19 protein-coding genes are annotated in these 25,305 nt (G+C 65.3%); 13 read left to right on the top strand and 6 right to left on the bottom strand.

Annotation, left to right across the window (positions count from 1 at the left end; all coding sequences use genetic code 11):
* Positions 1–24 precede the first annotated feature (24 nt).
* The 4 genes from AADJ02_RS18110 (at position 25) to AADJ02_RS18095 (ending at position 8,091) form a co-directional block, all read left to right on the top strand.
* Positions 25–1,242, top strand: a complete 1,218-nt coding sequence (locus tag AADJ02_RS18110) for an efflux RND transporter periplasmic adaptor subunit (protein WP_341214406.1) — start codon at positions 25–27, stop codon at positions 1,240–1,242.
* Positions 1,239–4,397: an efflux RND transporter permease subunit gene (locus AADJ02_RS18105; RefSeq protein WP_341214405.1), complete on the top strand. Its 3,159-nt coding sequence runs from the start codon at positions 1,239–1,241 to the stop codon at positions 4,395–4,397. Before AADJ02_RS18110 ends, AADJ02_RS18105 begins: the two co-directional genes overlap by 4 nt.
* A gap of 160 nt (positions 4,398–4,557) precedes the next feature.
* Positions 4,558–5,715, top strand: coding sequence for an RsmB/NOP family class I SAM-dependent RNA methyltransferase (locus AADJ02_RS18100; protein WP_341214404.1), 1,158 nt, complete (start codon positions 4,558–4,560; stop codon positions 5,713–5,715).
* 69 nt (positions 5,716–5,784) lie between these two features.
* The gene (locus AADJ02_RS18095; RefSeq protein ID WP_341214403.1) at positions 5,785–8,091 is read left to right on the top strand and encodes an ATP-binding protein; all 2,307 of its coding nucleotides are present in this window, start codon (positions 5,785–5,787) and stop codon (positions 8,089–8,091) included.
* 183 nt (positions 8,092–8,274) lie between these two features.
* Here AADJ02_RS18095 and AADJ02_RS18090 read toward each other — a convergent pair whose 3' ends face one another.
* Genes AADJ02_RS18090 through AADJ02_RS18080 form a run of 3 tightly spaced genes read right to left on the bottom strand, consistent with a single transcriptional unit; the run spans position 8,275 to position 11,635 of the window.
* A complete protein-coding gene (locus tag AADJ02_RS18090) occupies positions 8,275–9,261 on the bottom strand; it encodes a glucokinase (protein ID WP_341214402.1) in 987 nt (328 codons plus the stop codon).
* 15 nt (positions 9,262–9,276) lie between these two features.
* Positions 9,277–10,599, bottom strand: coding sequence for a GH1 family beta-glucosidase (locus AADJ02_RS18085; RefSeq protein ID WP_341214413.1), 1,323 nt, complete (start codon positions 10,597–10,599; stop codon positions 9,277–9,279).
* A gap of 10 nt (positions 10,600–10,609) precedes the next feature.
* Positions 10,610–11,635: a substrate-binding domain-containing protein gene (locus AADJ02_RS18080; protein WP_341214401.1), complete on the bottom strand. Its 1,026-nt coding sequence runs from the start codon at positions 11,633–11,635 to the stop codon at positions 10,610–10,612.
* Positions 11,636–11,899: 264 nt separating this feature from the next.
* On the opposite strand from AADJ02_RS18080, the gene AADJ02_RS18075 reads away from it, so the two are divergent.
* The 5 genes from AADJ02_RS18075 to ugpC all read left to right on the top strand — a co-directional run bounded on the left by AADJ02_RS18075 (position 11,900) and on the right by ugpC (position 18,516).
* On the top strand, positions 11,900–13,246 hold the full coding sequence (locus AADJ02_RS18075; RefSeq protein ID WP_341214400.1) for an ABC transporter substrate-binding protein: 1,347 nt from the start codon (positions 11,900–11,902) through the stop codon (positions 13,244–13,246).
* Positions 13,247–13,321: 75 nt separating this feature from the next.
* Positions 13,322–14,563 carry a sugar ABC transporter permease gene (locus tag AADJ02_RS18070; protein WP_341214399.1) on the top strand — a complete coding sequence of 414 codons (1,242 nt, stop codon included), beginning with the start codon at positions 13,322–13,324 and terminating at the stop codon, positions 14,561–14,563.
* Complete coding sequence (locus tag AADJ02_RS18065) at positions 14,563–15,714, top strand: carbohydrate ABC transporter permease (RefSeq protein WP_341214398.1); 1,152 nt, start codon at positions 14,563–14,565, stop codon at positions 15,712–15,714. The genes AADJ02_RS18070 and AADJ02_RS18065 overlap by 1 nt, the downstream gene beginning before the upstream one ends.
* Positions 15,715–15,727: 13 nt before the next feature.
* Complete coding sequence (locus AADJ02_RS18060; RefSeq protein ID WP_341214397.1) at positions 15,728–17,398, top strand: alpha-amylase family glycosyl hydrolase; 1,671 nt, start codon at positions 15,728–15,730, stop codon at positions 17,396–17,398.
* A gap of 20 nt (positions 17,399–17,418) precedes the next feature.
* Positions 17,419–18,516 carry a sn-glycerol-3-phosphate ABC transporter ATP-binding protein UgpC gene (gene ugpC / locus AADJ02_RS18055; RefSeq protein ID WP_341214396.1) on the top strand — a complete coding sequence of 366 codons (1,098 nt, stop codon included), beginning with the start codon at positions 17,419–17,421 and terminating at the stop codon, positions 18,514–18,516.
* Between the two features lie 16 nt (positions 18,517–18,532).
* On the opposite strand, the gene AADJ02_RS18050 is transcribed toward ugpC, so the two are convergent.
* Positions 18,533–19,642 (bottom strand): Ppx/GppA phosphatase family protein, encoded by a 1,110-nt coding sequence (locus AADJ02_RS18050; RefSeq protein ID WP_341214395.1) that lies wholly within the window; start codon positions 19,640–19,642, stop codon positions 18,533–18,535.
* A gap of 248 nt (positions 19,643–19,890) precedes the next feature.
* Between AADJ02_RS18050 and AADJ02_RS18045 the strand changes: the two genes are divergently transcribed.
* The 4 genes from AADJ02_RS18045 (at position 19,891) to AADJ02_RS18030 (ending at position 23,041) form a co-directional block, all read left to right on the top strand.
* Positions 19,891–20,187 (top strand): virulence factor, encoded by a 297-nt coding sequence (locus tag AADJ02_RS18045; protein ID WP_341214394.1) that lies wholly within the window; start codon positions 19,891–19,893, stop codon positions 20,185–20,187.
* Between the two features lie 23 nt (positions 20,188–20,210).
* Positions 20,211–21,119, top strand: a complete 909-nt coding sequence (locus AADJ02_RS18040; RefSeq protein WP_341214393.1) for a methylenetetrahydrofolate reductase — start codon at positions 20,211–20,213, stop codon at positions 21,117–21,119.
* A 36-nt stretch (positions 21,120–21,155) separates the two neighbouring features.
* The gene (locus AADJ02_RS18035; RefSeq protein ID WP_341214392.1) at positions 21,156–22,211 is read left to right on the top strand and encodes a methyltetrahydrofolate cobalamin methyltransferase; all 1,056 of its coding nucleotides are present in this window, start codon (positions 21,156–21,158) and stop codon (positions 22,209–22,211) included.
* A gap of 80 nt (positions 22,212–22,291) precedes the next feature.
* Positions 22,292–23,041: an RlmE family RNA methyltransferase gene (locus AADJ02_RS18030; RefSeq protein WP_341214391.1), complete on the top strand. Its 750-nt coding sequence runs from the start codon at positions 22,292–22,294 to the stop codon at positions 23,039–23,041.
* Here the strand turns inward: AADJ02_RS18030 and AADJ02_RS18025 are convergent.
* Both AADJ02_RS18025 and AADJ02_RS18020 read right to left on the bottom strand, forming a co-directional pair.
* Positions 23,038–23,961 carry a dihydrodipicolinate synthase family protein gene (locus AADJ02_RS18025; RefSeq protein WP_341214390.1) on the bottom strand — a complete coding sequence of 308 codons (924 nt, stop codon included), beginning with the start codon at positions 23,959–23,961 and terminating at the stop codon, positions 23,038–23,040. The genes AADJ02_RS18030 and AADJ02_RS18025 overlap by 4 nt on opposite strands.
* Positions 23,958–24,665 carry a ribonuclease activity regulator RraA gene (locus tag AADJ02_RS18020; protein WP_341214389.1) on the bottom strand — a complete coding sequence of 236 codons (708 nt, stop codon included), beginning with the start codon at positions 24,663–24,665 and terminating at the stop codon, positions 23,958–23,960. The genes AADJ02_RS18025 and AADJ02_RS18020 overlap by 4 nt, the downstream gene beginning before the upstream one ends.
* Positions 24,666–25,305: the final 640 nt, after the last annotated feature.

The following is a 25,305-nucleotide window of genomic DNA, read 5'->3' as shown; positions in this document are numbered from 1 at the left end:
GCGCGTGGCATCAGGAGATCGATCATGACCAATCAGACAGACATGAGCGCTAACACGGGGCGCACGCCCTTGGACTTTGACAACGATGCTGGCTCTTCGCGGTCCAAATACGTGGCCGGCGGTCTCGTCGTGGCGCTGGTCGGCTGGATGGGAAGCGGCGTCGTGTTGCCGTCCGAGCCCGAGGCGTCCGACACCGCGCAAGACGCCGTCTCCGAAGCGCCACGCCGCGTTGCTGTCGCGGTGCAGGACTCGGTGGCTCGTGCGGTAGCACAGGTCTTCGCCGCCGAAGGGCAGGCGCTGGCCGAACGCGACACGATGATCCTTGCTGAGACCGGTGGGCAAATCGCCGAGGTGCCGGTGGAACGCGGCGCCGAGGTGAAGGCCGGAGACGTGATCGCACGCTTTGAGACCACCCGCGGCGACGCCGATCTGACGCGCGCGCGAGAAGAGCGCAACCGCGCCCAGCGCGAGTTCGACAATGCCCAGACCCTGCTTCAGCGCGGCACCTCGACCGTCGACCGCGTGGCACAGGCACGCTCGACCCTGGCGGCGGCCGAGGCGGCGGTGACGGCGGCCGAGGAGGCCCTTGGCGACACCATCGTACGCGCGCCTTTTGATGGGCGCATCGAGGCGCTCGGGATCGAGCACGGCGAGTTCGTCAACGCGGGCGCCGAAATGGCGCGCATCGTCGACAGCACCCCGCTCAGGATCGCCATTCAGATCCCGCAGCAGCAGCTTGCCGACATCAAGGCCGGGCAAAGGGCGCAGGTCGCCTTCATCACTGGCGAGACCGCCGAGGGCGTGGTGCGCTTCGTCGGACGCAGCGCCGACGCGCAGACGCGGACCTTTACCGCCGAAATCGAAGTGCCCAACCCAGACGGCGCGATCCCGGCTGGCATCAGCGCGCAGGTCCGCATCGCCACCGGCGAGCAGGTCGCGCATTTCGTCTCGCCCGCGATCCTGTCGCTCGGCACCGACGGCACGCTCGGCATCAAGACAGTAGACGCCGAGCAGCGAGTGGAGTTTCGGAAGATCGAGATCATCCGGGCGCAGACCGATGGCATCTGGATCGGCGGGTTGCCCGAGCAGATGCGGATCATCAGCGTCGGCCAGGGCTTCGTGAACGACGGCGAGTTGGTCGATGCCCGCGCCGACGAAGAGGCCACACCGGTGGCCGAAATGGCCCCCGAGCCCATGGTTCTGGGGGCCTCAGAGAGCCGCGATGAGGGGGCGATCCAATGAACGGGCTGATCGACGCCGCCTTTAGCCGTACCCGGGTCATTGTTCTCGCGCTGATCGCGATCCTCAGCGTCGGCGCGCTGTCCTATGTCTCGATCCCCAAGGAAAGCTCGCCTGAGATCCCGATCCCGGTGGTTTATGTGTTCACCACGCTCGAAGGAATCGCGCCGCAGGACGCCGAGCGGCTCTTGATCGAGCCGATGGAAACCGAGTTCGGGGCGCTCACCGGCCTCAAGAAGATGGAGGCGTCGGCCAGCGAGGGTCACGCCTCGATCATGCTGGAGTTCGAACCCGGCTTCGACGCCGACGAGGCGCTCGATAGCGTGCGCGAGGCCGCTGACCGTGCCTCGGGCGAGCTGCCCGACGACGCGAGCGATATTGTGGTGACCGAGACCAACACCGCACTGTTCCCGATCCTCACCGCGATCCTATCGGGCCCGGTGCCCGAGCGGACGCTGAACCAGCTGGCCGAGGATCTTCAGGACCGGATCGAAGGCTTGGGAGGCGTGCTCGAGGTCGATGTCGCGGGCTCGCGCAATGAGCTGCTCGAGGTGTTGATCGATCCCACGATCTTCGAGACCTACAACCTGTCGTTCGAGGAGCTGATCGGCCAAATCAGCCGCAACAACCGCCTGATTGCCGCCGGTGCCATCGAGAACGGTGCCGGACGGATCGTGCTCAAGGTCCCGGGGCTGATCTCGGACATCGAGGACGTCATGGCCTTGCCTGTGAAGGTGCGTGGCGACACCGTCGTGACCTTCGGCGACGTCGCCACCATCCGCCGCACCTTTGCCGACCCCTCGGGCTTTGCCCGCATCGACGGCCAGCCGGCGCTGGCGCTCGAGGTCAAGAAGCGGATCGGCTCGAACGTCATCGAGACGGTGGCCGAAGTGAAGCAGGTCGTGGCCGAGGCGCAGGCCGGCTGGCCCGACAGCGTCGACATCAACTACATGCAGGACGAGAGCAAGCAGGTGAAGACAATGCTCTCGGATCTCGAAGCCAACGTCATCGCCGCGGTGATCCTGGTGATGATCGTCATCGTCTGGGCGCTTGGCATCCGCTCGGCGCTGCTGGTCGGACTGTCGATCCCCGGCGCCTTCCTCGCGGGTGTGACGTTGCTGCTGGCGATGGGCTTCACGATGAACCTCGTGGTTCTGTTCTCGCTCATCCTCGTGGTCGGCATGCTGGTCGACGGCGCGATCGTCACCACCGAACTGGCCGACCGCCAGTTGCAAGAAGGGGCATCGCCCAAGGAGGCCTATGCGACGGCCGCCAAGCGCATGGCCTGGCCGATCATCGCCTCGACCGCGACGACGCTGTCGGTGTTCTTCCCGCTGCTGTTCTGGTCGGGCACCACGGGCGAATTCATGAAGTTCCTGCCAATCACGGTGATCCTGACGCTGTCGGCCTCGCTGTTCATGGCGCTGATCTTCATCCCCGTCGTGGGCGGGTTGATTGGCAAGCGGCCGCCACAATCGGCCGTCGACAAGAGAAAGCTGCACGCCGCCGAACTGGGCGATCCGCGGACAATCAAGGGCTTCACCGGTGCTTATGTGCGAATGCTGGAAAAGGCGATCCTGCGGCCTTGGGCGACGCTGATGTTCGCCTTCGCCTTCCTGCTCGCGGCCTTCGGCGCCTATGGCCAGTTCGGCAACGGGGTCAGCTTCTTTCCCTCGGTCGAGCCCGACTTCATGCAGGTACAGGTCCGCGCCCGCGACAACTTCTCAATCTTCGAGCGTGACCAGCTCGTGCGCCGGGTTGAAGAGCGGCTGATCGACGAGCCCGGGATTGCAAGCGTCTATGCCCGCTCGACCGCAGGCTCGGGGCAGGGCGACGAGGAGATCATCGGCACGATCCAGCTCGAGCTTACCGAGTGGGACACGCGCCGCAGCGCCGAGCTGATCGGCGAGGATATCCGCACCGAAATGGCCGACATCGCGGGCATCGACGTGCAGGTGCAAACCGCCTCGGGCGGCCCCTCGGCGGGCAAGCCCGTCAACATCGAGGTCCGGGGCTCGGACCCTGTGGCGCAGGCCGCGGCGGTCGAGATGATCCGCGGCGAGATGGACCACATCGGCGGCTTCACCGATGTCACCGACACGCGGCCCCTGCCGGGAGTGGAATGGAGCATCCGGGTCAACCGCTCGGAGGCCGCACGCTTCGGCGCCGACGTGTCGCTGCTGGGCCAGGCGGTGCAGCTTCTGACCCAAGGCATCACCGTGGCTGACTACCGCCCCTCGGACGCCGACGGCTCAGTCGACATTCGGGTGCGCTTTCCGTCCGACGAGCGCACGCTCGAGGAGCTGCAATCGCTACGCGTGCCGACCAACGCCGGTCTGGTGCCGATCGCGAACTTCGTGACCTTCGAGCCGAGCCCGCGCACCGGCACCATCAAGCGCATCGACCAGCGCCGGGTCGTGTCGATCGAGGCCAACGTGGCACCCGGCGTGCTGGTCAACGATCAGATCACAGAGTTGCGCAGTGCCATCGAGGCGGCCGATCTGCCGGAGACGGTCGAATGGTCGTTCGGCGGCGAGGCGCAGGATCAGGCGGATGCGATGATCTTCCTCGTTGGCGCATTCGCGGCGGCGATCGTCCTGATGTTCGCGATCCTGCTGACCCAGTTCAACAGCTTCTACCAAAGCTTCGTGGTGATGTCGGCGATCATCTTCTCGGTGGCGGGCGTGCTGTTCGGCCTGATCATCACGGGCCGCCCCTTTGGTGTCGTCATGGGTGGCATCGGGGTGATCGCGCTGGCGGGCATCGTGGTGAACAACAACATCGTTCTGATCGACACCTACAACGACCTGAAGAAGGCGGGCATGTCGCCCTACGAGGCCGCGATCCGCACCGGGGCGCAGCGCTTGCGGCCAGTGGTGCTCACCTCGGTGACGACGGCGCTCGGCCTGATGCCGATGGTGATCGGGCTGAACATCAACTTCTTCACCCGCGAGATCGTCTACGGCGCGCCCTCGACCCAGTGGTGGACGGAGCTGTCCTCGGCCATCGCCGGCGGTCTCGTGGTGGCCACGGTGCTGACGCTGGTGGTGACGCCCGCGATGCTGATGCTGGGCGAAAAGCGCGGTCGCCGTCACCTGCCGACGACGCCGCGCGAAGATAGGCCGTCGGGCAAAGCGGCACTGGCTCCGGCGGAGTGAAGGTTTGGGGGAAGGCGGGCGAATGCCGGTCTCCCCCGGTCTTCAATCTTGGATCAGTGCGGTGTAGTCCTGCGATCCGAAGCCGTCAGGCGTATCTTTGGCGGACACGCCGGAACAGGATGCACGACATGAAGCAGCACATGATGACGAGGTCGCGCCGATGACTCCGGCCGCACGCGTGGCCGCCGCGATCGGTGTGCTCGACGACTGCCTGTCCGGAATGCCGATCGAAAAGGCGCTGCTGCGCTGGTCGCGCGGAAGCCGCTATGCGGGGTCCAAGGATCGTGCCGCCGTCCGCGATCTCGTGTTCGGCGGCTGGCGTCGGCGTCGCTCGGCGGCCCATGATGGCGGGGCCGAGACCGGGCGCGGAATCATGATCGGAATGCTGCGCCAAGCCGACCATGATCTGAACCTCGTTTTCACAGGGCAGGACCACGCCCCCGCGCCACTGTCGGCAGCCGAAGCCGCGTGCCCCGAGGTCTCGCCCACCGAGGCAGTGCGCCACGATCTACCGGATTGGCTCTGGGAAAGGTTCGAGGCGGATCTGGGCCCCGACGCCGGGGCCGCCGCTCAGACGCTGCGAGACCGCGCGCCGGTGTATCTGCGGGTCAACCCGCGTCGAGGCGACACGCCGGCAGCGATCCGTGCGCTGGCGTCCGAGGGTATTGAAGCTGTTTCGCATGACACTGTCGAGGGCGCGCTCCGGGTCGTTTCCGGCGAACGGGCGATGACACGCGGACGCGCATTTGCGGATGGTCTGGTCGAGCTTCAGGACGCGTCCTCGCAGGCCGCCATGCTGCGATTGCCGGTGGAGGACGGGCAAACCGTGCTCGACATGTGCGCAGGCGGCGGTGGCAAGGCCCTCGCCCTTGCTGGGCGTGCCAAGGTAGCGGTGACGGCGCATGACATCAGCGCCGCACGGATGCGCGACATCCCCGAGCGCGCCGCACGGGCCGGAGTGCGCATCGCGGTGGCCGAGAGGCTGGACGCTTCGACATATGACCATGTCCTCGTGGATGCCCCGTGCTCTGGCAGCGGCACCTGGCGTCGCGATCCGGGCGGCAAATGGCAGCTGACACCCGCGGGGCTTGTGGATCTCGCGCGGCTTCAGGCGGAGCTGCTCGACACCGCCTCGCGGCATGTCGCCCCCGGCGGTTGCCTGTCCTACGCGACCTGTTCGGTGCTGCGCGAGGAAAACGACGCGGGCGTCGCGGTCTTTCTGGAGCGACACCCCGATTGGCGTCTGTCTGACAGGATGCAGCTCCTTCCCAACGCCTCTGGCGACGGCTTTTTCATGGCACGGTTCGAGCGCAGCTGACGTCTCGGTTTAACCGGGCGTTAGCATTTTTGACCTCCAGTGGATGCGCGGACATCTGAGGAGGCAGAGGTGGTCGAACTCGACTTGCCGGCCATGGCGGCTGACGATGGTGAAGCTCTGCCGGGTACGGCGCAACTTGCCACCATACTTGGCGCGGCTTCGGTCGCGCTGGCGGCAGCGGCCGTGTCGCCGGACGGTCACGCATCGCTGGCATTGCTGCTGCTTGGTACGACGCTGGCCTGCGTTGCGGTGCTGTTCTGGGGGCGCCGATTGCGTCAGGTCCGGCAACGCCGCGATCTGGTCCGTCTGGGTGCCCGGATCATAGAGCGCGACACGGTGCCCGGATTTCTCAGCGATACGCAAGGCACGATCCTCGACTGCAACCTCGCGGCCTCGCAGCGGTTTGGCGCGCGGTGCGATAGCCTGTCCGAGGCTCTGTCCCAGCATTTTGCCACACCCGCGACGACCCTGTCGCGTCTGCGACAGCGTGCGGCCCGCGAGGGGTCGGTGCAGGACATGGTGGCGACGCGGCGCGGGCATCTGCGTCTGACCGTGACCCGTCTCGGCGGGGGCGCGATGCTTTGGCGGATCGAAGACCTGGCAGAGCGACCCGGCACGGGCAGGGCCGCGGATGCGCTTGGCCTGCCGATGCTGACGGCAGGGCCGTCCGGAACAATCCTCTACATGAACGAGGCCTGCCGCGCGCTGACGGGGGGGCGGGCCCGGACGCTTGAGGCGGTGTTCGGGCCGGGACCGATCCGTTCGGGACAGGTGCAGTCCATTCCGGGCGAAGCCGGGTCGGTGGAAACCCTCGTAGCCGAGATACCGGCAATCGGCGGTCGGCGCGAGATTTACTTCCTGCCGCCTGCAAGCCTGTCACGCGACGATGTCGGGACCCGAAGCGGGATCGAAGGGCTACCGGTACCGTTGCTGCGGCTCGACCGAAATGGGGGCATCGTGGAGGCGAACCGCGCGGCCTGCGCCCTGCTGCCAGACCGGCCCGCGCCGGGGACGCGACTGTCGGACCTTCTCGAAGGGCTGGGCCGCCCGGTGGGCGACTGGTTAGAAGAAGCGGTGGAGGGTCGTGCCGTGCCCGGCCCGCAGTTTCTCAAGCTGCGTGGCCCGGGGCAGGATACGGTTGTGCAGGTCACGCTCGGCGAAGCCGACGCGCAGGGGCAGATCGTCGCGGTGCTCTATGATGCGACCGAGCAGAAATCGCTCGAGGCACAGTTCGTGCAGGCCCAGAAAATGCAGGCCATTGGTCAGCTCGCCGGTGGTGTCGCGCATGATTTCAACAATCTGCTGACGGCCATCTCGGGCCATTGCGACCTGCTGCTGTTGCGACATGACAAGGACGACCAGGATTACAGCGACCTGACCCAGATTCATCAGAACGCGAACCGCGCCGCCAGCCTTGTTGGTCAGCTTCTGGCCTATTCGCGCAAGCAGAACCTGAGGCTTGAGCAACTCGATCTGCGAGACACGCTATCCGATCTCACGCATCTGCTGAACCGACTGGTCGGCGAGAAGGTGCGACTGACGCTCAACCATGATCCCGATCTCAAGCAGGTGCGCGCTGACCGACGCCAGCTCGAGCAGGTCTTGATGAACCTCGTTGTCAACGCGCGCGATGCGATGTCGGATGGGGGCGAGATTGTGGTCGAGACCGACAACGTATTGCTTGAAGCACCGCTCGAGCGTGACCGCGCAATGGTCCCCGCAGGGCGGTGGGTGCGGATTCGCGTGAAGGACCATGGATGCGGCATCCCCGCAGACAAGTTGCCCAAGGTGTTCGAGCCCTTCTACACCACCAAGCGGCCCGGCGAAGGCACTGGCCTTGGCCTGTCGACCGTCTATGGAATCGTCAAGCAGAGTGGCGGCTATGTCTTCGCCGACAGCGAGCCTGAGAAGGGGAGTTGCTTCACGCTGTTGCTCCCCAGCCGCGCCGGTGAGGCGGAACCGGCCCGCCCCGCGCGGGAGGGCTTGCCCGGACCCCTGGCGCATCATGCCGACGGCGTGGTGCTCTTGGTGGAGGACGAAGCGCCGGTGCGCGCCTTCGCGGCTCGCGCATTGCGCCTGCGGGGCCTCACGGTGCTCGAAGCCGAGGACGCGGAAGCGGCCCTTGCCATCCTGTCGGACCCCGATCTCGAGGTCGATATCTTCGTCACAGACGTGATCATGCCTGGCAAGGACGGTCCGACATGGGTGCGCGAGGCGCTCGTTGATCGCCCCGACACGCAGGTCGTCTTCGTGTCGGGCTATGCCGAGGACACCTTTGCCGAGCAACAGTCCAGAATCCCGAACTCGGTTTTTCTTCCAAAACCCTTCTCGCTCACCGACCTGGCAGCGACGGTACAGACACGAATAGCATGCTGACCCCCTGGGGGGGCAGCAACGAACTTTGCCTCTAAGGGTATCGGAACTGCCGATTGGCGCCGCCGATCCGACATACGGGGTCGGCTTTGTCACAGGCACCCACTGTGTCGTCACCGCCAATGTTTCGACGTCGCCGCGACTGGCCGGGAAAAGAATGGCTCAATCGTGAGATCACGCCGAAGGTCAGCTCGCCGTGCCGGGGAGGATCAACCCGTTCAGATGCGCCGCGCATCCGATCAGGGCGGCGTAATCGTCCTCGATCACCGCAACCCCGAAATTCCCCATGAAGCCGGCGAAACGGCCCTTGTCGCGGAAGGCGTCGGCAAAGCCGAACTCGCGCAGGTAGGGGGCAATCGCGCGCGAGACGCCGCCCACCAGATAGACTCCGCCGAACGGCAGCTGGATCAGCGCCAAGTTGCCCGCCGTGGTGCCGAGGAACCGGGTGAATACCCGCGCCGCCTCGATCGCACGCGGATCGCTGCGGTCTGTGCAGCCTTGCATGATTTCGGCGGCTGTCTTCTCGTCATGGTCACCCGCCTCGACACCAAGCCAGGCGTAGACCCGCTCGAGACCGCGCCCCGACAACACATCTTCGACCGCCGGAAACCCGTGCGCCGTCGAGACGTATTGCGCAAGGCGCAGGTCGGTCTCGCTGTTGACGGGCAGGTTCACATGCCCCGATTCCGACGGTGTCACATAGCGCCCGTCTTCGGTGTCGAACACCGGCGTCGCGTTGAACCCCGTGCCGACCCCGATCACCAGCTTGGCCGCGTGGACAGAGGCGTCAGGGAAGGGAATGATCTCGCGAACATTGTCCGACGCGACATGGCCCAAGGCGTGGCCCTGCGCCTGTAGGTCGTTGAGGATGGCCACCGTCTCGGCGCCTGTCGCGCGTGTCAGGGCGTTCTTGTCGATGGTCCAGTCGAGGTTGGTCATCGTCGCGCGGCCATCACGCACTGGCCCCGCCACGGCGACGCAGGCACCGATGCAATCGACCCCGCCCTCATCCGCAATGTAGCGTCGCAGCACCGTCTCGAGACCGGCGTAATCCGCGTTGGAATAGCGACGGATGCTGGTTTCGAGGATCTCGAGGCCACGGGCCAGCGCCACGCGGGTGTTGGTGCCGCCGATGTCGGCGACGAGGGAGTAGGCGTTGTCGGGATGGGGCATGCGGGTTCCTTCGGATCAGCGAGCGAGAGCGGACGACAGGGCGTGGTACGACGCCTTCGGGGTGCGCTCCAGTGTTTGGAAATCGACATGGACGAGGCCGAAGCGTTTTTCGTAGCCGAAAGCCCATTCGTAATTGTCGAGCAAGGACCAGTAGAAGAAGCCGCGCACATCGACGCCATCGGCAATGGCGCGTTGCGTGGCCTTGAGATGGGCTTCGATGAAGCCGGCCCGCTCTGGGTCCGCTACCGCGCCCGCCTCGATGCTGTCGCCGCGGGCCATGCCGTTTTCGGTCACATAGACGGGCAGGGCGCCCAGCGCGTCGCGTGCCCGGGTCAGGAAGTGATGCAGCCCGTCGGGATAGATCTCCCAGCCCATCTGCGTCTTTGGGAGCGGCCCTTCGACCGACACGACCGAGGGCCAGGGCTGGTCGGGAGCGGCGCGCATCAGCGAGCGGGTGTAGTAATTCACGCCGAGCCAGTCGAGCGGCTGAGAAATCAGCGCCATGTCGTCTTGCCAATCCGACGGCATATGCGGCGCTAGACCGATCAAGGCGCCTTCGGGGTAGCGGCCATGAGCAATCGCCTCGAGGAACCAGCGGTTGTAGATCTGATCCTGAATGTCGGCGGCCGCGGTATCCTCGGAGGACTCCGTCGCGGGCAGGGCGCGTTCGAAATTGAGCACGATGCCGAGCTCTTTGCGTCCCATGCCGCGTAGCCGTTCGACCGCGAGGCCGTGGCCGAGCAAGATATGATGCATGGCGCGCGCGGCGGCGCGGATGTCGCGCAGGCCCGGTGCATGATGGCCAAGGTAGTGCGAGAGCCAGGCAACGCACCACGGCTCGTTGATCGTGGCGGTCGAGGCGACGCGGTCGCCGATGCGCGCGCTGATAATTTCGGCAAAATCGGCGAAGGCCAGCGCCGTGTCACGGTTGGCCCAGCCGCCCCGATCGGCGAGCGCCGAGGGCAGCTCCCAATGATAGAGCGTCTGAAAGGGTTTCAGCCCGCGCTCCAGCGTTGCGTCGACCAGCCGGTCGTAGAAATCAAGGCCCGCCTCGTTCACGGCCCCCGTGCCGTCGGGAATCACCCGTGCCCATGAGGTCGAAAAGCGGTAGGCGTCAAAGCCGCCGGCGCGCAGCAGGTCGAGATCCTGCTCGTAGCGGTGGTAATGATCGCAGGCGGTGGCACCATCCTCGCCGCGCACCACGGTGCCCGGTCCCTTGGCAAAGCTGTCCCAATGGGTCGGACCGGCACCGCCAAAGCGGTGTCCCTCGATCTGGTAGGCCGCCGTCGCCGCCCCGAAGAGAAAGCCTTCGGGAAAATCCTTGCGGGAGATATCCATCGTCATCGCCTCATCTTGGGGCCGGACCCGTCGAGCGGCCGATGATCAATTCGGCCTCGAGCAGTTCGTGGGCATGCGGGGCCTCGGGGGTGTCGATGCGATCTATGACCATCCGGGCGAGGCGCTGTCCAGCCTCACGCACAGAAGATCGTGTCGCGGTAAAGGTCGGCACCGGCCCGTCCTCGCGCAGATAGGACAGCTGGTCGTCATGGGTGATGGCCGAAACATCGCGCCCAAGTGTCAGCCCCGCCTCTTCGACGGCGCGGCGTACGCCGAGCATGCAGATCACCGAGGAGACGAGAAAGGCAGTCGGCGGATCGGGCAGGGCCAGCATCTCTCGCGTTGCGCGCCAGCCATAGCCTTCGGTCATCTCGTCCTGCCGCATCAAAGCGGCATCGGGCAGGAGCGCGCGCGCGCGCAAGGCCTCTTCATAGCCTTGTCGCCGCCGATGCGCGAAATCCATGGCCTCGAGACCGTTGATGAGCGCGATCCGGCGATGCCCCAGATCGATCAAGAAATCGGTGGCGCGTGCAAAGGCACGGCGGTTGTTTACGTCGAGCCAGCTGTAGGGCCGGTCCGTTCCGGTCGCACGGCCGTGCACCGCATAGGGCAGGCCGATGCCGTCGAGCAGTTCGATCCGGGGGTCGTTCATGCGCGGAGCCGAGACGATCAGCCCGTCGACGAGGCCGCGCCGCTTCATTGAGCGGTAAGCCGCCTCTTCCTCGGCGACATCGACGACCGAAATCAGCATCTCGTAGCCACACTGGGAATAGGTCTCGCCCGCGCCGGTGATGAAATCGGCGAAGATCGGATTGACCATCGCGTGGGTGCTGATCTTGGGGATGACATGGCCGATGACGCGGCTGCGTCCCGTGGCCAGCGCCTGCGCCCGGGTGTTGGGCCGATAGTCATGGGCCTTGGCAGCCGCTTGGACGCGGGCCCGGGTCGCTTCGCTGACGTCGGCATAGCCGTTCAGCGCCCGGCTCACCGTGGTCTGGCTCAACTCGAGCAAGGCGGAGAGCTGTTTGAGGTTCATTCCCGGTCCCGTCCAAAGCGCTTTTGAAGCGACCTTCACCCTACGCGCTGACATGGTCTAGGTCAAAGCGCAGTTTTTGGGCTAGTCAATCCGCTACTGCAATGTTTTGCGTCGCGTTCAGCGCAGAATGAGCCATTGACAGGAGAGAGGGGCTCCGACAGGTTGGCGATGTCCAAAGCGCTTTGGCGTGATCCGCTCATGCTTGCGCGCACGACAGCATAAATGCGACCTCGGGAAGGGGTCGTTGTTACGGGAGGGTAACGCATGAAGACCATTTTTCTCGCGGGTGTCGCTGGCATCGCGCTGGCATCCGCTGCCTCGGCGCAGGAGCTGAAGTTTCCGATCGGCGAAGGCGCGTTCAGCTGGGACAGCTTCAACGAGTTCGCCGAGAGCCATGACCTGTCGGGCCAGACCCTGACCGTCTTTGGCCCTTGGCTTGGCGGCGACCAGGAACTGGTCGAATCGATGCTGGTGTATTTCGAGGAAGCGACCGGCGCCAACGTGCAGTACACGGGCTCGGACGGCTTCGAGACGCAGATCCGCATCGACACCGAAGCGGGCTCCGCCCCGAACATCGCCGCCTTCCCGCAACCGGGTCTCGCCCGCGACCTCGCCGCTCTGGGCTATCTCGAGCCGATGCCCGAAGGCACTGGTGATTGGGTTGCCGAGAACTATGCCGCAGGTCAGTCCTGGGTGGATCTGGCAACCTTCGCCGGCGCCGACGACAGCGAAGATCTCTACGGCTTCTTCTACAAGGCCGACGTGAAGTCGCTGGTCTGGTACTCGCCCGAGAACTTCGAGGATGCGGGCTACGAAGTGCCGCAGACCATGGAGGAGCTGAAGGCGCTCACCGAGCAGATGGTCGAGGACGGCGAGACGCCGTGGTGCATCGGTCTGGGGTCTGGCGGTGCGACGGGTTGGCCCGCGACCGACTGGGTCGAGGATCTGATGCTGCGCACGCAGTCGCCCGAGACCTATGACCAGTGGGTCAGCAACGAGATCCCCTTCAACGATCCGGCCGTCGTCGGCGCGATCGAGGAGTTCGGCTACTTCATCAAGGACGAGTTCGTGGCCGGTGGTCAGGCCGCCGTCGCTTCGACCGACTTCCGCGACAGCCCCAAGGGCCTCTTCGACAGCCCGCCGCAGTGCTACATGCATCGTCAGGCCTCGTTCATCCCGACCTTCTTCCCCGAGGATATCTCCGTGGGCGAGGACGCCGACTTCTTCTACTTCCCGGCATATGCCGAAAAGGATCTCGGCCAGCCGGTGCTGGGCGCGGGCACGATGTTCGGCATCACCAAAGCCTCCGACGCCACCACAGCCTTCATCGAATGGCTGCAAACCCCGATCGCCCACGAGATCTGGATGGCACAGACCGGCTTCCTGACGCCGCTCACCACCGTCAACACCGAAGTCTTCGGTGACCCGACGCTCAAGAAGATGAACGACATCCTGCTCGAGGCGACCACCTTCCGCTTCGACGGCTCGGACCTGATGCCCGGCGGCGTCGGCGCAGGGTCGTTCTGGACCGGCATGGTCGACTTCGCCGGTGGCGAGAGCGCCGAGGATGTGGCTTCCGAGATTCAGGATTCTTGGGACGCCATTAAATAAGCGTGTAACGATAAGACTCAGCGGCCGCGACTTGCGTCGTGGCCGCTTCTTTGTATCAGCCTCTGGGAGGGCGCGATGAATCCGGCACTACAGGGATTGCTTACCATCGTGATCGGGGTCGGCGGTTGCATCGCCTACTTCTATTTTTCGAACATCTTCATCGACAAGGTGCTGTTCCCGCCGCGCGGTCCCAATGCCGGACGCAACATCAACCGCGCCAACATCATCCGCCCCTGGCTGTTTCTTGCGCCCGCGCTGCTGGCGCTGGGCCTCTACCTCGCCTACCCGGTGGTCGAGACGCTGCGCCTGTCGCTCACCGAACGGGTGCGCGGCGGCGGCTATGAATTCGTGGGCCTCGACAATTATCGCCAGATGCTGAGCGAGCCCAAGTTCTGGGAAGGCTTCAACAACAACCTGCTGTGGCTGATCGTGGTGCCCGCCGCCTCGACCGCCTTCGGCCTGCTGGCCGCCCAGCTTACCGACCGCATCCGCTGGGGCGCTATCGCCAAGTCGCTGATCTTCATGCCGATGGCGATCTCCTTCGTCGGTGCCGCCGTGATCTTCAAGCTGATCTACGACACCCGCCCCGCGGGGCAGGAGCAGATCGGCGTGCTGAATGCCGTCTGGCTCGGCTTTGACGGCGGCATCGGCTCCTTCATCTGGCTGCGGCTCGTGCCCGGCATCCTGCTTCTGGCGCTTGCCGCAGGTGCGGGGGCGCTGGGATGGTCCCTGATGCGGCCGATTCTGGCGCGCGACGGGCGCGGCCCCGGTGTGGTCTTTGCCGCGCTGCGCATTTTGGGCGCTGTGCTGATGGCGCTGATCGTCTTCGTGATGTTGCGCCAGACCCTCGCCGTCTTTTTGGCCGACTACCCCTATGGTCAGCCGCAAACGTGGCTCACGATTCCGTTCTGGAACAACTTTTTCCTGATGATCGTGCTGGTCTGGATCCAGACAGGCTTTGCCATGGTGCTGCTCTCGGCGGCGCTGCGCGGCATCCCCGAGGAAACGGTCGAGGCCGCCATCGTCGACGGCGCGAACCCGTTCCAGATCTTCTTCAAGATCAAGATGCCGCAGATCGTCGGCACCATCGTCGTGGTCTGGACCACCATCACCATCATCGTGCTCAAGGTCTTCGACATCGTTTTCGCGATGACCAACGGGCAGTGGGAGACGCAGGTTCTGGCCAACTACATGTATGACAAGCTGTTTCGCGCCAACGACTGGGGCGTGGGCTCAGCGGGCGCGATGGTCATCATGCTGATGGTGACGCCGATCCTTATCTGGAACGTCTACAACGCCCGCAAGGAGATGCGCTGATGGACAACATCGCCGGCAAGAAATCCGCGCTCACTTGGGCGGTCAATATCGCGGTTCTGGCGCTGGTGGCGCTCTGGGTCTTCCCGACGCTGGGCCTGCTGATCTCCTCTTTCCGCACGGGCGATCAGATCTCGTCCTCAGGGTGGTGGCGTTCGATGATGCCCATCGAGCAGAACCTGACGCTGCGCACCGCCGGAGCGGGTGAGGCCGAGTTGATCGATGGCCTCTACACCGTCTCCGGCAACCTCTTTGCGATCGAAGGGGACGAGCCGCTGGTCATTTCGGCGTTCGGCACCTCTTCGCGCGATGTCGGCGCCCATCAGCCGGGCGACACGGTCGACATGGGCGATGGCGAGATCATCACCGTCGAGGAGACCGGCGATTACATCTACACCTCGGTCGAGGAGATGTCGGGCCGAGGCCAGCGCGTGTTCGTCACTGCCGAGGTGGCGCCCGAGTTCACGCTGCAAAACTACGACAACATGTTGCTCAACCCCAACAACATCGAAGGCATGTCCAAGGCCTTCTTCAACACGCTGACGGTGTCGATACCGGCCACGATCATCCCGATTCTCGTGGCGGCCTTCGCGGCCTATGCGCTGGCTTGGATGGATTTCCCCGGGCGCGCGCTCTTGATCGCGGCAATCGTCGGGCTCTTGGTGGTGCCGCTTCAGCTCGCACTCATCCCGCTTTTGAAGCTTCATAACGAGATCGGCATCGGCAAGGGCTACATGGGGGTGTGGCTTGCGCACACCGGTTTCGGCCTGCCACTCGCGATCTATATCCTGCGCAATTACATGGTCGGCCTGCCACGCGACATCATCGAAAACGCCAAGGTCGACGGGGCCACGGACTTCCAGATCTTCACCAAGATCATCCTGCCACTAAGCTTTCCGGCCTTGGCTTCCTTCGCGATTTTCCAGTTCCTGTGGACTTGGAACGACCTGCTTGTCGCGATGGTGTTCCTGATCGACAGCTCGGGCGAAACCACCGTGATGACCAAACAGATCATCGAGCTTCTGGGCACGCGCGGCGGCAACTGGGAGATCCTGGCGACGGCGGCTTTTGTGTCGATTGCGGTTCCGCTGGTTGTGTTTTTCGCCATGCAGAAATACCTCGTGCGCGGCCTGCTCGCGGGCTCCGTGAAATGAGGACTGCCTTCCGATGAACTCTCCCGTCTCTGTTCCGGCCTCGGCCGACGCCTCTCGCATGCCGACCAACCCCGACTGGTGGCGCGGGGCCGTGATCTACCAGATCTACCCGCGCAGCTATCAAGACACCGACGGAGACGGGATCGGCGACCTGCGCGGCATCGTGAAGCGGCTGCCGCACATCGCCTCGCTGGGCGTCGACGCGATCTGGATCTCGCCTTTCTTTACATCGCCGATGAAGGACTTTGGCTACGACGTCTCGGATTATTGCGACGTCGATCCGATGTTCGGCACGCTGGCGGATTTCGACGCCGTCATCGAGACGGCGCATGGGCTGAACATCCGGGTGATGATCGACCTCGTGCTGTCGCACACCGCCGAGGCGCATCCATGGTTCGTCGAGAGTCGCTCGAGCCGCGACAACCCCAAGGCCGACTGGTACGTCTGGGCCGATGCCAAGCCGGACGGCACGCCGCCCAACAACTGGCTGTCGATCTTCGGCGGCTCCGCCTGGCAGTGGGACGGGCGGCGGATGCAGTATTACCTGCACAACTTTCTGACCAGCCAGCCCGACCTCAACTTCCACACCCCCGCGGTGCAGGAGGCGCTGCTCGACGTGGAGCGGTTCTGGCTCAAGCGGGGCGTCGACGGTTTCCGCCTCGACACGATCAACTTCTACTTTGCAGACAAGATGTTGCGCGACAACCCGGCGCTTCCGCCCGAGCGGCGCAACGATTCCATCGCGCCCGGCGTGAACCCCTATAACTGGCAGGAGCATCTCTACTCCAAGAACCAGTCCGAGAACCTTGAGTTCCTGCGGCGCTTCCGCGCCGAGCTGGAGCCATACGGTGCGGCCGCCGTGGGTGAGGTGGGCGACGCGCAGCGCGGGCTCGAGATCATGGCGGAATACACCTCGGGCGGCGACAAGGTACAGATGTGCTACCCATTCGAGATGCTGCAGCCGCCGCGCCTCACCGCCGCCGCCGCCGCCGATACCTTCTACCGGCTGAGCCACGCGGCCCCCGACGCCTGGCCCTGTTGGTCCTATTCCAACCACGACGTGGAGCGGCACCCGACGCGCTGGAAGCTCACACCCGAGGCGACACGGGTCTACACCACCATGCTAATGTGCCTGCGTGGTTCGGTCTGCATCTATCAGGGCGAGGAGCTGGGCCTGCCGGAGGCCGAGGTCGCCTTCGAGGATCTGCAGGACCCTTACGGGATCGAGTTTTGGCCCGAATACAAGGGCCGCGACGGATGCCGCACCCCCATCGCCTGGGATAGCAGCGCGCCCAATGGCGGCTTCTCCGAAGGCCGCCCTTGGCTACCGGTGTCGCCTGCGCATCTGCCGCGCGCCGTGGCCGAACAGGAGGCCGACCCGAAGGCGATCCTGCATCACTACCGCCGCGCCATCGCGTTGCGTCACACGCACCCGGTGTTGGCCACTGGCGCGGATGACGGCGTGCATTCGCGCGGCGACGTGGTGCATTTCGTGCGCCATGATGCGAACGAAACGATTTTCTGCGCTTTCAACTTGGGCGAAGAGCCGGCCGATGTGCCGCTTCCCGAAGGCGCGTGGGCCCCGATCGGTACCGATCTGGGCACGGTGACAAAGGCCGAGAATGGATTGATCCATCTCGGCCCATGGCAAAGTTGTCTGGCGCTGAAGCGTCCGACAGACTGAGACGGGCAGGGAGGACACCCATGGCGGAGCTGAAACTTAAGAACGTGGCCAAGACCTATGGCGGGTCGGTCGAGGTTCTCAAGAACATCGATCTGGAGATCGGCAAAGGCGAGCTCGTCGTCTTCGTCGGCCCCTCGGGCTGCGGCAAGTCCACGCTCCTGCGCATGATCGCAGGGCTCGAGGAGATCTCCGGCGGCACGCTCGAGATCGACGGGCAGGTGGTCAACGACGTGCCGCCCGCGCAGCGCGGCATCGCCATGGTGTTCCAGAGCTACGCGCTCTATCCGCACATGACGGTGCGCGACAACATGGCCTTCGCTCTGAAGCTGGCCAAGAAGTCGAAGACCGAGATCGACGCCGCGATCTCCAACGCCGCTCGTATCCTGCAACTGGAACCCTATCTCGACCGCCTGCCCAAAGCGCTCTCGGGCGGGCAGCGGCAGCGGGTCGCCATCGGCCGCTCGATCGTGCGCGACCCCAAGGTCTATCTCTTCGACGAGCCGCTCTCGAACCTCGATGCGGCGCTGCGTGTCGCTACACGGATCGAGATCGCCCAGCTCAAGGAATCGATGCCCGACTCGACGATGATCTACGTTACCCACGACCAGGTCGAGGCGATGACGCTGGCGACCCGGATCGTGGTGCTGGCCAACAAGGGCATCGCACAGGTCGGCTCGCCGCTCGAGCTCTACGAGCGGCCCGAAAACGAGTTCGTGGCGCAGTTCATCGGCTCGCCGGCGATGAACCTGCTGCCGGGCCGGATCACCGGCACCGGCGCTCAGACCACGGTGACGCTGGACGGTGGCGGCGTCGCGATCTCGAACGCGCCCTCGACCGAGGCGGACATGGGCAAGGCCGTGAAGCTGGGCGCGCGGCCCGAGGACCTGCTTGAAACCTCAAGTGAGGGCGACGCCTATATCTTCGAAGGCAAGGTCGACTTCACCGAGTCGCTGGGCGAGGTGACGATCCTGTATTTCGAGAAGGTAAACGGCGCCGATCCGGTGATCGCCAAGCTGCCGGGTATCCATTCGGACCTGCGCGGCCGCAACGTCCGCCTCTCGGCCGCGCCTGAAAAGGTGCAGGTCTTCCTCGACGGGCGCTCGCTTTACTATCGGTAAAGGTGGCGGGACGGGCCTAGTAGGGCCCGTCCTCCAATACGCCATCCGCGCTCATCTGCGCGTAGAGCAGACCTTCGCGCAGGCCCCGGTCGGCGACCGAGAGTCGGTCAGTCGGCCAAAGGCGCATCAGGGCCTGCAGGATCGCCGATCCCGACATGATGAGGGCCTGACGATCGCGGCCGATGCGCGGATCGTCGCGCCGTCCTTCGGGGCCCATCGCGAGGTAGTCGCGGATCACCGTGTCGATCTGATCGCTGGTCATCCGCAGCCCGTCGACCTTGTTGCGGTCATAGCGCCGAAGCCCGAGATGGCTCGCCGCGACGGTGGTGACGGTGCCCGAGGTGCCGATGATCTGAAAGCCTTCGCGCGCCTGCTCGGAGGCCGAGGGCGCGAATCCCGAAAGATTCTCCTCGAAAAACCAGCTCATTAGCGCAAAACGCGCCGCGTCGTCTTCCACGTCCTGAAACTGGTCGCGCAGCGTGGCGACGCCCAGCGGCACCGAGATCCAGTCCACCACCTTGGCGGCGGCAAAGGGGCCGGGGTCCTGATGAAAGCCCGAGTGCAGTCGCATGATCGCACGCGGGCGTTCGCGCTTGGGCACATTGGTGAGGTCGATCCAGACCAGCTCGGTCGAGCCGCCTCCGATGTCGACGACGAGCAGTTGCTCGGTCTTGGTCGACACCAGCGGCGCACAGGAAATCACCGCGAGCCGCGCCTCTTCTTCGGGGCGGATCACGTCGAGCCTGAGACCGGTGTCGCGCTGCACCTGTGCGAGAAAGGCCCGGCCGTTCTTGGCGCGCCTGCAGGCCTCCGTCGCGACGAGCCGCATCCGGGTAACGCCATGCTTTTGCAGTTTTTGCCGACAGATTCTGATCGCGCCGATAGTGCGATTCATCGAGGCACGCGAAAGCCGGCCCGTTTGTTCGAGCCCGTGGCCCAGCTGGACCGTCTTGGAAAAGCTGTCGACAACGTGAAACTGGCTGCCCTTGGGTTGGGCAATCAGCATCCGACAGCTGTTTGTACCAAGATCAAGCGCGGCATAGAGCGTCGCCTGATCCGGGTCTGGCGCGGGGGATCTCACCGCTTTCGGGAACGCGCCCGCACCGTCGGGACGCATGGGCGTCATGAACACGCCCTCCAATATCGAGTTGGGTTCAGGGTAGGGGCTGCGTCGTCGTCACGCAAGCGCCGCGACACGGAGATCCGCAACGTGACTCATCACGATCTTGGGGATTTCTGCGATTCGTCGCTCTGGCGGCGGCCCACCCGACTTGCGACAAGGGGCGGCGTCGCGCCACGCGGCCAAGATGTCGAATTCCGACCCTGCCCGGGCGGCGTGGCACGATATCAGCGAAAGCGAGGAAAGGACCCGCAATGCCCGAAATCACGCTCGTTCTCTGGCGCGACATGCCCGCCCAGGTGATCGTCGGCCGCGGCCGGCGCGGCACCAAGATCCAGCTCTCCGAGCGGTTCGAGCAGGCGATCGACCGCGCGGCGATGAAATCGGGGGCGGCGGGCACCGACGACTACCTCGCCGAGTGGCGCAAGGCACCATGGGGCGAAATCGAGGGCGAACCCGACGAGGCCGCGCGCGTCGCGGCCGAGCGGGTCGAGGCCGAATACGACACGGCGCGACTGAAGGCGCTGATCGACAACAACGGGCGCGAATGACGCGCGCCCTCAAGGAGGTGCTGATGTCCCTGCTGACCTTCCGCCGCGCGAAGCCCGCGCCCGTTCCGGGCGGTGACTTCACCGCTCGCGCCTCGATCGAGGTGATGCCGCGCACCGCGGCCAAGGTCGACAGCTTTGCCGCCATCCTGCCCGCGGGCACGCGCGTCTATATCGCCCATATCGACGGCACGCCGATCGAGGAGATGGTGGCGACGGCAAAACGCATCGCGGCCGAAGGCTTTGCCATCATGCCGCATTTTCCGGCCCGCAGCATCGAAAGCCGCGCGCAGCTCGCCGACTGGATCTCGTGCTACCAAGGCGAGGCGGGCGTCACCGAGGCGTTGGTGCTGGCCGGTGGCATCGCGACCCCGCGCGGCGATTTCCACTCATCGATGCAATTGCTCGAGAGCGGAGAATTCGACCGCGCCGGGTTCACCCGGTTGCACGTGGCGGGACACCCCGAGGGCAACCGCGACATCGATCCCGACGGCGGCGATGCTGTGGTGCGCGACGCGCTGCGTTGGAAGCAGGATTTCGCAAACCGCTCCGACGCCGCGACGGCGTTGGTCACGCAGTTCGTGTTCGACGCCGCCCCGGTGATCGACTGGGCCCGCACGATCCGCGCCGCCGGCATCGACCTGCCGGTGCATGTTGGCCTAGCCGGGCCGGCCAAGCTTCAGACCCTGATCAAATATGCCATGGCCTGCGGGGTTGGCCCTTCGCTGAAAGTGTTGCAGAAACGGGCGATGGACGTCAGTCACCTGCTCGTGCCCTATGCGCCCGACGAGATTGCCGCCGCACTGGAGAGCGCGCGAGCGACCGAGCCGGACCTCGGATTGGAGCAGGCGCATCTTTTCCCGCTGGGCGGCATCAACGCCAGCGCCGAATGGCTGGCCGCGCGACACCCTGCGCAGCGCATCGCCGCCCTCTGAGATTTCAGGCCGATCGGCCAATGACAAGGATTGAGAATGACCCGTACGATCGTCGAATCGAAAACGAAAACCGCGATCATCGGTTTTGATCAACCGTTCTGCGTGATCGGCGAGCGGATCAACCCCACGGGCCGCAAGAAGCTTGCCGCCGAGCTTGAGGCGGGCGATTTTTCGACCGTGGAGAAGGATGCCATCGCGCAGGTCGCCTGCGGGGCTACGATGCTCGATGTGAACGCAGGCGTGGTCTACAACTCCAACCCCAACCCCAACGAGACCGAACCGCCGCTCATGACCAAGATGATCGAGCTGGTGCAGGGCCTCGTCGACGTGCCGCTATGCATCGACAGCTCGGTCCCCGCGGCCCTCGAGGCGGGTCTGGCGGCGGCCCAAGGTCGCCCGCTGCTGAACTCGGTGACGGGTGAGGAGGACCGGCTGGAGCTGGTGCTGCCGCTGGTCAAGAAATACAACGTGCCGGTGGTGGCGATCTCGAATGACGACACCGGTATCTCCGAGGATCCCGACGTGCGCTTTGCCGTCGCAAAAAAGATCGTCGAGCGAGCCGCCGATTTCGGCATTCCCGCGCATGACATCGTGGTCGACCCGCTGGTGATGCCGATTGGCGCGATGGCGACCGCAGGTCTTCAGGTCTTTGCCCTTGTGCGCCGTCTGCGCGATGAGCTGGGCGTCAACACGACCTGCGGCGCGTCCAACATCTCTTTCGGCCTGCCGAACCGGCACGGCATCAACAACGCCTTTCTGCCGATGGCAATGGCCTCCGGCATGACGAGCGCGATCATGAACCCATGCGCGCTGCCGACGCCGCTCGCCAAGATCGCCGAGAAGAGGGCCGAGCTCGAGGCCGCGGGGATCGTCGTGCCCGACGAGATGGACGACGAGACCTTCTGCCGCCTGATGGGCATCGGCTCGCGCAGCGCCCAGCCCGGCGGCGAGATGAGCGCGATTCGCGCCGCGAACTTCCTGACCAACAACGACCCATCGGGCGGCGAGTGGATTCGCTTCAACCGCCCCCCCGGCGTTCCGGGCGAAGGTCGCGGCGGGCGCGACGGCGGTCGGCGGCGTCGGCGGGCCTGAAACCGGGGCGCAATACCGCTTGGCCTTGCCCTGACCCGTGTGCTTGGCATAGTCGGGGTCTCTGATCAGGAGACCTCGGCATGGCCACGACACCCAAGAAGCCCGGCGCGGGCACCGGAAATACGTCCGGGCGCGGGCAGCGCGACCTGACCGTCAAGGTCAAGACCGCGCGCGGCCGCAAGATGAGCTCGAAGCTCTGGCTCGAGCGGCAGCTCAACGACCCCTACGTGAAGCGCGCGAAGGCCGAAGGTTATCGCGGACGCGCGGCCTACAAGATCCTCGAACTCGATGAGAAGTTCCGCTTCCTCGTGCCCGGTGCGCGGGTGGTCGATCTCGGCTGCGCCCCCGGAGGCTGGTGCCAGGTGGCCGTCGCGCGCGTCAACGCGCTTGGTGCCAAGTCGGGCAAGCAGATCGGAACCGTGCTGGGCGTCGACCTGCAAGAGGTCGAGCCGATCGCGGGGGCCGAGATCCACCAGCTCGACTTCATGGAGGACGATGCGGATCTGCAGGTCAAGTCGTGGCTCGGCGGCGAGGCGGACGTGGTGATGTCGGACATGGCGGCCTCGGCCTCGGGCCACAAGCAGACCGACCACATTCGCATCATCGCCTTGTGCGAAGCCGCCGCCTATTTTGCCTTCGACGTGCTGAGCCCCGGTGGCACCTTTGTCGCCAAGGTGCTGGCGGGCGGGGCCGAAGGCAGCTTGCAGCAGCTCCTGAAGAAGAAATTCGACAAGGTGCAGAACGTGAAGCCGCCCGCCTCACGCTCGGACAGCTCCGAAAAATTCGTCATCGCGACCGGGTTCAAGGGCCGCGACGACTCCGAAGCCTAGAGCCCGCAGCCCGGATCGCGGGCCTTGAGCCGCGTGAGCAGGTAGTCGACCTCGGCGCGCGCGGCCTCGCTCAGCCCCGCGCCGGGGGCGCGCAGATCGGCATGCGCGATAAAGCCGCGCTGCGCGAGGATATGCTTGCGCACCGCAAGCCCGACGCCGGGCTGATGCTCGTAGCGCAGGATCGGCAAATGCGCGTCATAGATGTCCTGTGCCGCGTCGCGGTCGGTGGCTGACAGGTCGACCACCCGGCGCAGCATTTCCGGAAAGGCGTAGCCGGTCATCGCCCCATCGGCGCCGCGCCCCATCTCCACGTCGAGAAACAGTGCACCGTTGCCGCACAGAATCGACAGGGCCCGCATGTCGCCCGCCGCCTGCCAGCGCCGCAGCACCGAGATCTTCTCGAGCCCCGGCCAATCCTCGTGCTTGAGCATCATGCAAGATGGGTTCTCGGCCACGACGCGACGGATCACGGTGTTGGACATCACCACGCCGGTCGCCGTGGGATGATCCTGCAACACGAAGGGCACGTCGCCCCCGATCTGCGCCACGGCTCCCGCGAACCAGCCCGCGATCTGATCGTCGGTGCGCATCGCGGCGGGGGGCGTCATCATCACGCCTGCCGCGCCCATCTCCATCGCCGCCGCCGAGAGCCGCTTCATCGCGGCAAAGCCCGGCGCGGAGATGCCGACGACCACCGGCAGACCGCTCGCATGCGCGATCACTTCGCGGACCACCGTGAGGCTTTCCTCGGGCTCCAGCTTTTGCGCTTCGCCCATGATGCCGAGAATCGTCAGCCCGTCGACGCCGCAGCCGAGGTAGCGTTCGGTCATCCGCCCCAGTGAGGCCAGATCGAGCGCGCCGCCGGGCAGGAACGGGGTAGGGGCGATGGCAAAGACGCCGCGTGTTTCGGCCGCGATCATGACTGGCCGTCCTTCCATGCCGCATAGCGGGCCTTGGTCGCGTCGTTCATCGGATAGAGGCCGGGCAGTTTTTCGCCGCGCTCGACCTCCTCGACGATCCAACCCTCGAGGCGCTCCTGCTCGATCGCCTCCTCCGTGACCTCCTCGACCAGTGCCGCGGGGATCACCACGGCACCATCGGCATCGGCCACGATCACGTCGCCCGGCACCACGCAGACACCGCCGCAGCCCACCGTCTCCTGCCAGCCCACGAAGGTCAGACCCGCGACCGAGGGCGGGGCGGCGGCCCCGCGTGCCCAGACCGGCAGGCCGGTGCCCATCACCCCGTCGCGGTCGCGGATCACCCCGTCGGTGATGAGCGCCGACACGCCGCGCTTGACCATGCGCGCGCACAGGATGTCGCCGAACACGCCCGCGTCGGTGACGCCCATCGCGTCGATCACCGCGATGGCGCCTTCGGGCATCTCCTCGATCGCGGCGCGGGTCGAGATCGGGCTGCCCCACGATGCGGGGGTGGCAAGATCCTCGCGCGCGGGCACGAAGCGAAAGGTAAAGGCGGGGCCGACGACGCGCGTCTCCCCCTCGCGCATCGGCATGGCGCCGCGGATCCAGACATTACGCAGCCCCTTCTTGAGAAGGATCGTGGTCAGCGTCGCGGTCGTCACCGCCCGTAGCGCGGCGGCGGTCTCGGTCGAAAGGGTCATGGGTGTCCTCGTGTCTCGCCCTGCGGTGCCAAAGGCCCGCCTCGCGGCGCAGAGTGGGAGAGATCGTAAGGAGTGCCAAGATCTGATCGCACGGATCACGGCCGCTGGCGTCAACCGGCGGCTCTATTGATGGCTTCACGCATATCACAGTCACAAATTGCGATACCGTCGGGAGGGGACATCCACGCCATCAACAGGGCCGCACAGCAATGCGCTCCTGCGCGCCGACCTCCGGTCGACTTTTTTTCTGAGGCTGGACCGAATGGGTGTGACACATCATTCAAACCAGTCGGAAAGCAAAAAGTCGTCGTGGGGTGACAACTTTTCCAAACAGAAGAGTTGGAGAGCGCCAACATGAACCCCGCCGATGTCGCGAACACTTCAACGATATCAGGGGGTAATGGCGGAGAGACAGGGATTCGAACCCTGGGAACCCTTGCAGGCTCAACGGTTTTCGAGACCGCTCTTCCAATCCTGATCACGCTAGGATGTCCTTAGAAATAAGGCTTTTAATGGAGCGGGATCGGCTGATCAGGCACAGTCGGAACCCATACTTGTCATAGCAACGTGTCATAGTCCTCAGGATAGATGGGATGGTTGCCGCCCTCCCCCGACGGCATCGCAATGTGCCAAGGTCGTG

This window comes from uncultured Limimaricola sp. (assembly GCF_964022235.1).
In the GTDB taxonomy this organism is placed as follows: domain Bacteria; phylum Pseudomonadota; class Alphaproteobacteria; order Rhodobacterales; family Rhodobacteraceae; genus Limimaricola.
This window is presented reverse-complemented; position numbering and strand designations above follow the sequence as displayed.